The organism is Streptomyces sp. NPDC088354 (assembly GCF_044753585.1).
Lineage (GTDB): Bacteria > Actinomycetota > Actinomycetes > Streptomycetales > Streptomycetaceae > Actinacidiphila.
Map to the genome: position 1 here is coordinate 531,253 of NZ_JBIVNJ010000002.1, position 13,216 is coordinate 544,468.

At 72.7% G+C, this 13,216-nt stretch carries 7 protein-coding genes; all 7 read left to right on the top strand.

Translation table 11 applies throughout. The features are described from left to right. The first annotated feature begins 49 nt into the window (after positions 1-49). Entirely contained in the window at positions 50-2,656 is a 2,607-nt protein-coding gene (locus tag ACIP98_RS05700; RefSeq protein WP_401973986.1) for a Pls/PosA family non-ribosomal peptide synthetase, read from the top strand. A gap of 33 nt (positions 2,657-2,689) precedes the next feature. After that, entirely contained in the window at positions 2,690-5,962 is a 3,273-nt protein-coding gene (locus tag ACIP98_RS05705) for an amino acid adenylation domain-containing protein (protein ID WP_401973908.1), read from the top strand. Then, positions 5,959-6,990, top strand: a complete 1,032-nt coding sequence (locus ACIP98_RS05710) for a TauD/TfdA family dioxygenase (protein WP_401973910.1) — start codon at positions 5,959-5,961, stop codon at positions 6,988-6,990. Before ACIP98_RS05705 ends, ACIP98_RS05710 begins: the two co-directional genes overlap by 4 nt. After that, positions 6,990-8,069: a 2,3-diaminopropionate biosynthesis protein SbnB gene (gene sbnB / locus ACIP98_RS05715; protein WP_401973911.1), complete on the top strand. Its 1,080-nt coding sequence runs from the start codon at positions 6,990-6,992 to the stop codon at positions 8,067-8,069. Before ACIP98_RS05710 ends, sbnB begins: the two co-directional genes overlap by 1 nt. Before the next feature lie 74 nt (positions 8,070-8,143). Next, positions 8,144-9,241 carry a 2,3-diaminopropionate biosynthesis protein SbnA gene (gene sbnA, locus ACIP98_RS05720; RefSeq protein WP_319660530.1) on the top strand — a complete coding sequence of 366 codons (1,098 nt, stop codon included), beginning with the start codon at positions 8,144-8,146 and terminating at the stop codon, positions 9,239-9,241. A 554-nt stretch (positions 9,242-9,795) separates the two neighbouring features. Then, positions 9,796-11,202 carry a PI-PLC domain-containing protein gene (locus ACIP98_RS05725; protein WP_401973913.1) on the top strand — a complete coding sequence of 469 codons (1,407 nt, stop codon included), beginning with the start codon at positions 9,796-9,798 and terminating at the stop codon, positions 11,200-11,202. Positions 11,203-11,204: 2 nt separating this feature from the next. Continuing rightward, positions 11,205-13,157, top strand: a complete 1,953-nt coding sequence (locus ACIP98_RS05730; RefSeq protein WP_401973915.1) for a glycoside hydrolase family 5 protein — start codon at positions 11,205-11,207, stop codon at positions 13,155-13,157. Positions 13,158-13,216 lie beyond the last annotated feature (59 nt).

The window sequence follows — 13,216 nt, forward strand, 5'->3', positions numbered from 1 at the left end:
GTCGGCGGCTCCGACAGCCGGCGGGGCGAAACCTCCTCAAGGAGCTCAGATCGTGGACGAATCCGTCGAACTCCTGGCGCACGATTCGGGTGAACCTTCAACCACCCGGCGTGAAACCACCGGCACGGCGGCCGGTACCGAGGAGATCCTCGCCGACATGCTGGCCGGCCTGCTGGGGGTCGAGCGGGTGCCGGCCGACGGCCACTTCTTCGAGGAACTGGGCGCCGACTCCCTGGTGATGGCGCATTTCTGTGCGCGGGTCAGGAAGCACGCCGATCTGCCCGCCGTCTCCATGCGCGAGATCTACCGGTACCCCACGGTCCGCGGCCTCGCTGCGGCCCTCGCGGAGACGGACGGCCCGTCCCCGGCCGCCCCCGCCCGGGCTCCGGCCCCAGCGGCTCCCCCGGCCCTGCCGGAGCCCGTCGGCACCCCGCACCACGTTCTCTGCGGAACCCTGCAGGTGCTGTTCTTCCTCGGCTACGCCTACGTGGTGGCGCTGATAGCGACCACCGGCGCGGAGTGGACGGCCGCCGGGCACGGCCTGCTCGAGACCTACCTGCGCTCGGTGGCCTTCGGCGGTGGCGCCTTCCTGTCCCTGTGCGTCCTGCCCGTGCTCGGCAAGTGGCTGCTGGTGGGTCGCTGGAAGCCGCAGCAGATCCGCATCTGGAGCCTGGCGTACTTCCGTTTCTGGTGCGCCAAGACGCTCATGCGGATCAATCCGCTGATGCTCTTCGTGGGTTCGCCGCTCTACTCCTTCTACCTGCGGGCCCTGGGGGCGCGGATCGGCCGCGGCGTCACCGTCCTGTCGCGGCACCTGCCGGTCTGTACCGACCTGCTGACCATCGGCGACGGCACGGTGATCCGCAAGGACTCCTATCTGAGCTGCTATCGGGCGCAGTCCGGGGTGATCCAGACCGGCCCGGTCACCCTCGGGAAGGACGTCTTCGTCGGCGAGGTCACGGTGCTCGACATCGGCGTCTCCATGGGTGACGGCGCCCAGCTCGCCCACGCCTCCTCCCTGCACCGGGGCCAGTGCGTGCCGGCCGGCGAGCGCTGGCACGGCTCACCGGCGCAGCCCGGGGCGGGTGCGGACTTCATGACGGTGCCCGCCGCGGACTGCGGCGGGGCGCGCAAGACCGTGTACAGCCTCTCCCAGCTGCTGATGGCGGTGGCGCTGTACCTGCCCGCCGCGGTCGGCGGTGTGTCCCTGCTGCTGGCCGTGGTCCCGCAGTTCGCCACGCTGCTCGACCCGGGGCCCGTGGCGCTGAGCTCGTGGACGTTCTACGCCGACGCCCTGGCGGCGTCCCTCCTCTTCTTCTTCGGGGCCGCGCTGCTCGGCCTGCTCCTCGTCGTCACCCTGCCGCGGCTGCTGAACCTGCTGGTCAAACCGGACACCGTGTACTCGCTCTACGGCTTCCGCTACGGCGTCCACCGGGCCATCGGCCTGCTGACCAACCGGCGGTTCTACCGCACGCTGTTCGGTGACAGCTCGGCCATCGTCCCCTACCTGCGCCACCTCGGGTACGACCTGTCGAAGGTCGAGCAGACCGGTTCCAACTTCGGAACCGAGGTCAAGCACGAGAACCCGTACCTGAGTTCCGTGGGCAGCGGCACGATGGTCGCCGACGGACTGTCGATCATGAACGCCGAGTACTCCGGCACGTCCTTCCGCGTGACCCGGGTGTCCATCGGCGCCCACAACTTCCTGGGCAACCACATCGCCTATCCCGCGCAGGGCAGGACCGGCGAGAACTGCCTGCTCGGCACGAAGGTCATGGTGCCGCTCGACGGCGAGGTCCGGGAGAACGTCGGGCTGCTCGGGTCGCCGAGCTTCGAGATCCCGCGCACGGTGCTGCGCGACAGCCGCTTCGACGACCTCAAGAGCGGTGAGAAGTTCCACGCCCGCCTGAGGGAGAAGAACCGGCACAACGCCGTCACCATGGGCCTGCACCTGCTGATGCGGTGGCTGTTCTTCTTCGGCGTCGCCCTGATCGCGTCCTTCGCCGCCGACCTGTACGACCTGTACCCGGCGTACGGCGTCGCGGTGGTCGCCCTGGCCAACGTGGTGACGCTGGCGTTCACCGCCGCCTACCTCGTCCTCGCCGAGCGCGCGGCCACCGGCTTCCGCGGGCTCGAGCCGCTCTACTGCTCGATCTACGACCGGGCCTTCTGGCGGCACGAGCGCTACTGGAAGGTGACCGCGGCGTCGCTGTTCGTCATGTTCTTCAACGGCACGCCGCTGAAGAGCGTGATCTGGCGGCTGATGGGCGTGCGCATCGGCAAACGGGTCTTCGACGACGGCTGCTTCCTGCCGGAGCGCTCCCTGACCACCATCGGCGACGACTGCACGCTCAACGAGGGCACCGTCGTCCAGTGCCACTCCCAGGAGGACGGCACCTTCAAGTCCGACCGCATCACGCTGGGGGCCGGCTGCACGCTCGGCATCGGCGCCCTCGTCCACTACGGCGTGACGATGCACGACGGTGCCGAACTCGCCCCCGACTCCTTCCTCATGAAGGGCGAGGAAATGCCCCCGCACGCCCGGTGGGGTGGAAACCCCGCGCGGGAGATGCCGGAGGACGCTCCGGCCGCCGCGCGGAGCGCCGCCCCGGGCGGCGTCCACGCCTGCGGCAGCACCCGGATCGGCCGAGAGTAGCGCCGCGTCAGCGGTGAGTGGAGGAACGCTCCGATGAACACAGCAGCGGACACCGGCCGGGAGTTCTGGCGCGGTGTGCTCACAGCAGGCGGCTTCACCGCGATCCCCCGGTGGACCGCGGACCCGTCGCCGGGCCTCGGCGAGCACGCGGCGGCCGTCCCCGCCGACCTCGTCGCCGCACTGGACCGGCTGACCGGCGAACTCGGCGTGCCGTTCGGCTCGGTGCTGCTGGCCGCGCACGCCAAGGTGCTGGCCGCGCTCGCGGGCGAGCCCGACGTGACGACCGGCTGGGTCGCCGCCGCGGACACCCCGCCGCTGCCCTGCCGGCTGACCACCCGGCCCGCGACATGGCGGGCGCTGGCGCGGGAAGCGCACCGCGCCGCTTCGGCCGTGTCGGCGCACCAGGACGTCCCCCTCGACGCCCTGCTCCGCGAACTCGGCCGCACCGGGCCGGCGTTCGAGACCGTCCTGGACCCCACCGGCGGCGGCTCCGCCGTCGACCCCACCGGGACCACCGTGCTGTGGCTCGGTGTCACCGGGCAGGACTCGCCGCGCGGGCTGCGACTGCGCTACCGCACGGATGTGCTGGACGCGGACAGCGCCGCCCGCATCGTCGGTTACCACCTGGCCGCGCTGCGGCTGATGGCCGACGGGCCCGACGACGAGCACGGCCGGCAGAGCCTGCTCTCCCCCGCCGAACTCCACCTCCAGCTGGAAGAGATGGGCGGACCGCGTCGGGAACTGCCCCGCCGTCCCTTCCACGAGCTGTTCGAGGAGCGGGTGCGCGCGCACCCGGACGCCGTCGCCGCCGTCCACGGCGACCGGCGGTGGACCTACCGGGAGCTCAACGCCCGGGCCAACCGGCTGGGCCGGGCCCTGCTGGCACGCGGCCTGCGGCGCGAGGGCGTCGTGGCGGTGGTGACGGAACGCAACCTGGACTGGATGGCCACGGTCCTCGCGGTCCTCAAGACCGGCGGTGTCTACCTCCCCGTCGAACCGCACTTCCCGGCCGGCCGCATCGCCACCGTGCTGTCCCGCGCCGGCTGCGCGCTCGTGGTGACCGAGCCCGGCAGCACCGCCACGCTGGACCAGGCGCTGCCGGACCTGCCCGGGGTCCGCAAGATGCTGGTCGGCACCGCGTACGAGGAGGACCACGCGGGCTCCGACCTGGGCATCCCGGTCGCGCCGGACCAGCTCGCGTACATCTACTTCACCTCCGGCTCCACGGGGGAGCCCAAGGGCGCGATGTGCGAGCACGCCGGCTTCCTGAACCACCTGCTCGCCAAGATCGAGGACCTGGGGATCGCCGAGGGGCAGGTGGTCGCCCAGACCGCGCCGCAGTGCTTCGACATCTCGCTGTGGCAACTCGTCTCCGCGCTGCTGACCGGCGGCCGCACCCTCATCGTCGAGCAGGACGTGATCCTGGACGTGGACCGGTTCCTGGACCGGATCGCCGAGGGCCGGGTCGCGGTGCTCCAGGTCGTCCCGTCGTATCTGGAGGTCGTGCTGACCGCCCTCGAACGCCGGCCGCGCGACCTGCCCGACCTGCGGTGCGTGTCGGTCACCGGCGAGGCCCTGAAGAAGGAGCTGACGCAGCGCTGGTTCACGGCCCGGCCCGGGGTCACGCTGGTCAACGCGTACGGCCTGACCGAGACCTCGGACGACACCAACCACGCGGTCATGCACCGGCCTCCCGACACCGGCTGGGTCCCGCTCGGCCCGCCCGTGCGGAACGTGAGCGTGTACGTCGTCGACGAGCACCTGTCCCCCGTGCCGCTCGGCGCCCCCGGCCTGATCGTCTTCTCCGGTGTCTGTGTCGGCCGCGGCTACGTCAACGACCCCGAGCGCACCCGGCAGGCGTTCGGGGAGGACCCGCACCACCCGGGCCGCCGGCTGTACCGGGCGGGCGACTACGGCCGCTGGCACCCCGGCGGCACCCTGGAGTTCCTGGGCCGCCAGGACAGCCAGGTGAAGGTGCGCGGCTTCCGCATCGAGATCGGCGAGATCGAGAACGCCCTGGTGCGGGTGCCCGGCGTCCGCGACGGCGCGGTGGTGGTCGTGGACGGCGCGGACGGCGGCGCGCGGCTGGTCGCCTTCCACTCCGGCCCCCAGCCGGTCGAGACGGTCGCCCTGCGGGAGCGGATGGGCCGTTCCCTGCCCGCGTACATGATCCCCTCGGCCTTCCACTGGCGGGAGATCCTGCCGCTGACGGCCAACAGCAAGATCGACCGGAAGGCGCTGACCGCGCTCGCCGGGGAGCTGGACGTCCCCGAGGACGAGCGCCAGGCGCCGCGCACCCCGGCCGAGCGGAGGCTGGCGGCGGCCTGGGCGCAGGTGCTCGGCATCCCCGAGGACCGCGTCGACCGGCGCGACGACTTCTTCGAGCGCGGCGGCACCTCACTGGCCGCGGTGCGCATGGCGATCCTGCTGGACCGCGCCGTCTCGTTGAAGGACGTCACCCGCCACCCGGTGCTCGCCGACCTGGCCGGGCTCCTGGGCGCCGGGGCCACCGGCGGCTCGGCCCGGCGCTCCGGCCTGCTCCAGCAACTGAATCCGGGCGACCCGGCACGCGCCGGTGTGCTGGTCTGCTTCCCGTACGCCGGCGGCAACGCGGTCAACTTCCAGCCGATGGCCAAGGCCCTGGGCAACGGTGGTCCCGCCGTCCTCGCCGTCGAACTGCCCGGTCACGATCCGGCCGCCGACGGTGAGCCGTTCGCCCCGATGACGCAGGTCGTCGAGCAGGTGGCCGCGGAGGTCGCCGCGCGCGGCGCGGGTCCGGTCATGCTGTGGGGACACTCCTCCGGCGCCGCCTACGCGCTGGAGACCACGCGGCGGTTGCTGGAGCGCGGCGTGGCGGTCCGACGGGTCTTCCTCGCCGCGCAGTTGCTGGGCGACGCCGCCGGCCGCCGTGCCGAGGTCGCCGAGCTGACCGCGCTCGGCGACGCCGAGCTCACCCTCGGACTCAACGCGTACGGCGGCCACCCCGAACTCGGCGAGCTGGACGCCGCACGCGCCGGGCACGTCGCCGCCGCCTACCGCCACGACTGCGTGTCGGCGCACCGCTACCTCGCCCACGCCCTGGAGAAGCCGTGGGCCGCACGGCTCACGGTGCCGGTCACCGTGGTCGTCGCCGACGACGACCCGCGCATGGCGGACCACCGGCGCCGCTACCCCGAATGGCGCCTGCTGGCCGAGCACGTGGACCTCCACGAGATCGCGGGCGGGGGCCACTACTTCCTGCGCACCTGTCCCGAGGCGGCCGCGGCCGCCGTTCTGCGCGCCGTCCCCCTGCCGGCCACGTCATGACCGGCGTCCGAGAGGAGACCGACTTGTCGACCTCACCGTCCCCGCCCTCCTTGCTCGACCTGGAGCTGCGCCCGTCGGCGCCGCCCCTGCTCCAGGTCCGTCCCGCCGATGACGCCGCCGCCTGGGCGGCCGCGCACCGCGACGCGCTGCGCGGCGTCCTCGCCGAGCACGGCTCGGTCCTCGTCCGGGGCCTCGGGCTCCACGACGCGGCCGGAACCGGCGCGGTGTTCGCCCGGCTCTCCGGCGGCCTGATGACCGAGCGGGAGTCCTTCGCACCCCGGCAGTCCCACCCGGGCGGCGTGTACTCCTCGACGAAGTGGCCGCAGAACCAGCCGATGTGCATGCACCACGAACTCAGCTATGCGCTGGAGTTCCCCGGCCTGATGATGTTCGCCTGCCTCCAGGCGCCGGACGAGGGCGGCGCCACCGCGGTGGCCGACGCCACGGCCGTGCTGGACGCGCTGCCGTCCGAGCTGGTCCAGCGGTTCGAACGCGAGGGCTGGCTGCTCACCCGCAGCTACAACGACGAGATCGGCGCGACGGTCGCCGAGGCCTTCGGCACCGACGACCGCGCCGCGGTGGAGGCCTACTGCCGCGCCCACGCGATCGCGTTCGAGTGGCAGCCCGACGGCACGCTCCGCACCCGCCAGCGCCGCAGCGCGGTGGTCGGGCACCCGCTCAGCGGGCGGCGTTGCTGGTTCAACCAGATCGCCTTCCTCAACGAGTGGACGCTCGACCCCGAGGTGCGCGAGTACCTGGTGGACGTCTACGGTCCCGACGGCCTGCCGTTCAACACCCGCTTCGGCGGCGGCGACCCGGTCGGTGAGGACGTCGTGCGGCTGCTGAACGGCGTGTACGAGGCGCACACCGTCCGCGAGCCGTGGCAGTCCGGCGATCTGCTGCTCGTCGACAACATCCGTACCGCGCACAGCAGGGAGCCCTTCGCCGGGCCGCGCGAGGTGGTGGTCGGCATGGCCGACGCGGTGCGCCTGGCCGACTGCGCGCCGACGGTGGAGGTGGGTTCCTGATGACCGCCCTCGACTCCGTCGCCCCGACGCCCGGAACGGCCGCGCCCCGCGGACCGGCCGCGGTGCCGTCGTTCGCGGTGATCCCCGGCGGCCAGGTCCAGCGGGCCCTGCGGGGCCGCGAGAACGAGATCACCGAACTGGTCGGCGCCGCCTACCGGCTGCACTGCGCCGGCGACTCGGTGAACCCGCCCTCGTACTTCCTGCGCTTCCCCGACCGGCCGAGCTCCCGGATCATCGCGCTGCCCGCCTCGATCGGCGGCGACCTGCGGGTGGACGGCCTGAAGTGGATCTCCAGCTTCCCGGAGAACGTGGCGGCGGACATCCCCCGGGCCTCGGCCGTGCTGATCCTCAACGACCACGGCACCGGCTACCCGTTCGCCTGCCTGGAGAGTTCGATCATCAGCGCCACCCGGACGGCCGCGCTGGCGGCCCTCGCCGCCGACCGGCTCAGTAAGGGCCGGGCCCGCCCGGCGCGCGTGGGCTTCATCGGCACCGGGCTGATCGCCCGGTACATCCACACCTATCTGACCGGGACCGGCTGGACGTTCGACGAGGTCGGGGTGCACGACCTGTCCGCCGACAGCGCGGCGGGCTTCCAGGGCTACCTGGAGCAGTCGGGCTCGGCCGGACGCGTCACCCGGTACGACAGCGCGGAGCAGCTGATCCGCTCCAGCGACCTGGTGGTGTTCGCCACCGTCGCCGGCCGGCCGCACGTGTCCGAGCGGTCCTGGTTCGCGCACCACCCCCTGGTGCTGCACGTGTCGCTGCGCGACCTCGCGCCGGAGATCGTGCTCGACTCCTTCAACATCGTCGACGACGTCGAGCACTGCCTGAAGGCCGACACCTCGCCGCACCTGGCGGAACAGCTCACCGGCACCCGGGAGTTCCTGCACGGCACCCTCGGCGACGTCATGACCGGACGGGCCTCGGTGCCCGCGGACCAAACCATCGTCTTCTCGCCCTTCGGTCTCGGCGTGCTCGACCTCGCGGTCGGCAAGTTCGTCTACGACGAGGTGGTCCGCTCCGGGGAACTGACCGTCGTCGACGACTTCTTCCATGAACTCAGGCGGTACGGATGAGGCGACTCGTCCAGTGAGGAGGTCTATGCGTCACGCCCGGCAGAACAGATCGTCGTGCACATGAGGAGGCCGTCGTGCCAATCATTTCCGCCCCCCACGCCTTCAACGAGGCGGATCTCTATGTCGACCTGCGGTCGATCTTCGGGCGCTCGCTGTACCTGAAGTGCGAGGGATTCAACTTCGCCGGCTCGATCAAGCTCAAAGCGGCCATCGAGATGGTGGAGACAGCGGAGCAGGAGGGGCTCCTCACTCCGGAGTCGGTCCTGGTCGAGTCGTCGTCCGGAAATCTTGGCGTGGCGCTGAGCATGATCGCGGCCAGCAAGGGCTACCGGTTCCTGTGCGTCACCGATTCCCGCTGCAACCTCTCCACCAGGTTGCTGATGGAGGCCCTGGGCAGCCAGGTGCACGTCATCGCCGGGCTGGACGCCAACGGCGGCTTCCTCGGGGCGCGGCTGGACTACGTGCGCGCGCTGTGCGCTTCCGACGACCGGTACGTCTGGCTCAGCCAGTACACCAATCCCGGCAACTGGAGGGCCCACTACCGCACGACGGCGCCGCAGATCGCCCGGCAGTTCCCCGATCTGGACGTGCTCTTCGTCGGGGCCGGCACCACCGGCACCCTGATGGGCTGCGCGCGCTGGTTCCGGGAGTGGCAGCGCCCGGTGCGCATCGTCGCGGTGGACAGCGTCGGTTCGGTCACCTTCGGCGGTCCCCCCGGTCGCCGGATGATCCCCGGTCTGGGGATGGGGGTGCGGCCGCCGCTGCTCGACGAGTCCTTCGTCGACGAGGTCGTGCTCGTCGAGGAGGCCGACACGATCCGCACCTGCCACCGCATGGCCAGGAGCGGTTTCCTGTTCGGCGGCTCGACCGGGACCGTGGTCAGCGGCGCGATGGAGTGGTTCGCCCGGCAGGACGCGCCCGACGAGCTGACGGCCGCCGCCATCGCACCCGACCTCGGGGAGCGCTACCTCGACACCGTTTACCACACCAACTGGCTCCAGGCCCTCTACGGCGAGGACGTGCTCGACTCCGACGAGTCGGCCGCCGGCGCCTGGATGGCCCCCCAGCCACCGCCGGTGTCCCCCGCCCCGGACCGCCGCCGCTACAACCGGGCCGGCCGGCGGAGCACCGACCAGGAACGTCAGCCCGAGATCCGCGAGGCCGAAGCGTAGGCCCGGCCACTCAGTCCTTCCCTCCTCCCCGCCCCCAGCCGTCGGCTGGGGGCATCGGCCCGCAGGCTCCGCCGACGGCGCGCGGCCGTCCCACCGGGGCCCACCACCGGGTCGCCGGGACCGGAGCACCGCCCCACCGCCGCGCGGAAATGCGGCCGGCGCCCCGGCACGCACCCTCCCCTGACGGACCGCCTGACGGACCGCCTGACGGACCGCCGTTTCGGGCCAGGCCCGCCCCGGCGACCTGACCCGCAACGGTCACCACCGGTCCCGGCCGGATCGGAAAGCCGCCCCACCGCCACGCGGAAGCGCGGGCAGTGCCCGGCACACAGTCCACCGACCGCACGCCCGCCGGAGCAAGCCGCCCTGGCCACCCGGCCCGCGGTCAACGCTCCAGGTCCAGCAGCGTCACGCCGCATCACCGCATCACGGCGCCGGTCGATCTCCCCCGGCTCCCGGACGAATCCGCCCCGCCGCGCGGCGGGGCGGGGCGGGCCGACGGCCGCTGCCCGGCGTGCTTTCCCGACGGGTGTGCCTAGTGGTATGTCATGCCCATGACTACCCCTCGGAGAGACCCTCTCCGCTCCCCCCACTTCGCCCGCGCCCGCGCCTGCGCCGTCGCCGCCGCCGTCGCGGCGATCTCGCTCCCCGCCCTGCCCCAGGCGTCCGGCGCCACCACCGTCGTCCCGGGCGGCGCCTTGTACGTGCAGAGCGCCGTCAACGGCCTCAACGCGTCCGACAGCAGCGGCTCCCTGGCCCTGCACCGCCCCAAGGGCGACGAGGACCACCAGCAGTGGACGGCCGTGGCCGTGCCGGGTGGTCATGAACTGCGCAGCACCGACGACGCGGCCCACTGCCTCGGCCGGTCCGGCGCGGAGGCCGCGGTCGTCGCGTGCGGCGGGGCGAACGCCGTGTGGCAGGTGGCCGCGGCGGACCCGGGCGCGTACGCCCTGGGCGTCCCCGGCACCGCCGACCGCCTCGCCCTCGGCGCCGCGCCCGCAGGCGGGGTGTATCCCGAGCGTCCGCAGATCGGCGCCGACGGCCCCCTCGCCCGCTGGTACCTGACCCCCGCGCCGCTCCCCCAGGCCACGATGCCGCCCGCGGACCAGCGCACCCTCGACCAGGTCACCTTCCTGACCGCGCACAACGCGTACGCCAACGGCGTCGACGGCGGGTTCGCCCCGCCCTTCGTGAACTTCTTCCCCAACCAGTCGCGCGGCATCTCGCAGCAACTCGACGACGGCGTACGCGGCTTCATGATGGACATCCACCAGACCCCGGACGGCGCCATCCTCTGCCACGACAGCTGCACCCTGGTCAGCCGCCCCGTCGCACTGTGGGTGGACGTCCAGCGCATGGTGGACTTCCTCAAGCAGCACCCCGGAGAGTTCGCCACCGTCTTCCTGGAGGACTACGTCTCCGCCGACGTGCTGCGCGCCGAACTCGCCCGCGTCGACGGCCTCCAGGACGTCCTGTACCGCCCCGACCAGGACGGCGTCCGCGAGCACGGCTGGCCGAGGATGGCCGACCTGGCGGCCCGCGGCAAGCAGTTGATGCTCTTCACCGACCGGACCCGCGCCGCGGACTCCGGGGGCCCGACCCGCGACAGCTTCGGCGTCATGTACCAGCAGGAGTGGACCGTCGAGAACTACTGGTCGATGGGCTCGGGCGCGGGAAGCTCCGACTGGGCCTGCTACAGCCGCTGGTACGGCTCCGGGGTCAACGTCCCCCTCACCCGCGAGGAGCCCGGCTTCCACCCGCTCTTCGTCATGAACCACTTCCGGGACACGACCCTCTCCGGCACCGCCGCCACGGACAACGGCAAGCTCCTCAACCGCGTCCGGAACTTCTGCGAGCCCGCCGCCCGCAAGAAGCCCACCTACGTCGCGGTGGACCGCTACGACCTGGGCTCCCCGCAGTCCGCGGTCGACCGGCTCAACGGCTACACCGTGGTGCCGTAGCCATGGGGAGGACACTCGTACGCAGTCCCTTCGCGGCGGTGGCCGCCGCCCTCGGCACGCTCCTCGGCCTGCTGGCCCCGGTCGCCGCGGCGAGCCCCGCGGCGACCCCCGCGGCGCAGTCACCGACGGCGGCCCCCGCCGCCGCGTCCACCCCGCTCGCCGCCTCGTGGACCCCGCCGCTCAGCACCCGGGGCCGCTGGATCGTCGACGCCGACGGCAACCGCTTCAAGCTGAAGTCCGGCAACTGGCACGGCGCCAGCGGAACCTGGAACGGTTCCGGCGACGCCGCCGACCCCGCGGACCACCACGCGGGCGAGGACTCCGGCCGGATGCCGCTGGGCCTGGACCGCGCCCCGATCGCCGAGATCCTCGCCGGGTTCGGCGAACTGGGGATCAACAGCGTCCGGCTGCCGTTCTCCAACGAGATGATCCACGACACCGTCCCCGTCACCGACGCCTCCGTCGCGGCCAATCCGCAGCTGCGCGGCAGGACGCCGCTCCAGGTGTACGACACCGTCGTCCGGGCGCTCACCGACGAGGGATTCGCGGTCGTCCTCAACAACCACACCAATACCACCCGTTGGTGCTGCGGCGTGGACGGCAACGAACGCTGGAACGCGTCGCAGTCCACCGCGGCCTGGGAGGCCGACTGGCTGTTCATGGTGCGCCGTTACCGGGACAACCCCCGCGTCGTCGGCGCCGACCTGTACAACGAGGTCCGCCGCTCCGTCCTGGACGACCCCAACTGGGGCTCCGGCGACGACCACGACTGGTTCGCCGCCTCCCAGCACCTGGGCGACCGCATCCTCCAGGAGGCCGACCCCGACCTGCTGATCATCGTCGAGGGCATCAACTGGACCGGACTGCCCATCGACGGCTTCCCCCACGACCGCCCCACGCTGGAGCCCGTCCAGCGGCTGTCCCACACGCTCGTGCGGTCCGGGAAGCTGGTGTACTCCGCGCACTTCTACGGCTACACCGGCCCCCGCCACAGCGGCGCGACCGGGATCGGCGAGACCCACGACCCGCGCTACAGCGACCTCGGCCGCGACGGCCTCTACGCGGAGCTGCGCCGCCAGGCGTTCTACGTCCCCTCCACCCCCGACCAGCACTTCACCGCACCCCTGTGGATCAGCGAGTTCGGTGTCGGGGGCCGCGGCGAGACCGATGCGAGGACCCGGGCCTGGTTCGCGGACTTCACCGATTTCCTGATCCGGGCCGACGCCGACTTCGCCTACTGGCCGCTCGTCGGCTGGCATGAGAACCGCCGGGGCAACGGCTGGGCGCTGCTCCACTGGGACGCGGCCGGGCACCGCATGGGCCTGTACGACGGCGACGACTGGCGCGCCGACGCCTGGACCCGGCTGGTCGACGCCCCCTCCCGGACGGGTCGCGTCGACCCCGTCCCGCGCTGGTCCATGCTCAGCCCCGACCACGGCGACTTCGTGCAGAGCCTGCGCCTGCGCGCCCGCCCCGACTGGGACTCCGGTGCCCGCAAGGCCGCCTGCCCCGACGGCCAGCGGCTGGTGGGGCTGGCCCACACCGGCAACCGCGCCCTGTGCACCGACACCGGCGCGGGCGATCTGTGGGCGTCCTCCGGGGCGTACGAGGTCGTGACCGACGAACGGTACGTCGCGTCCGGCGGCGACTGGGCCTCCGGATACACCAAGTACCAGTGTCCGCAGGGCGACTTCATGATCGGCTACGCCGTCCGCGGCGCCGCCGTCTCCAGCGTCCTGTGCGCCGTCGCGGGCACCCCCCTCGGCTCGGGCGGCCGCACGGTGTGGTTCGACCGCGGCGACAACCGTCCCTCCTCCGCCAAGGGCGGTGACTTCGCCTACGGCAGCTACAAGGGCCAGTGCGCCGACGGCGAGTACGCGGCCGGCGTCGCCTTCACCGGCCGCGTCGGCTCCTCGCGCACACCCGATGCGGTCTATTGCCGGTCCTTGACATAGCCCTGACCAGGAAGGGTCCCGGACCACGTGCGGTCCGGGACCCCCAACTCGTCGGCGGA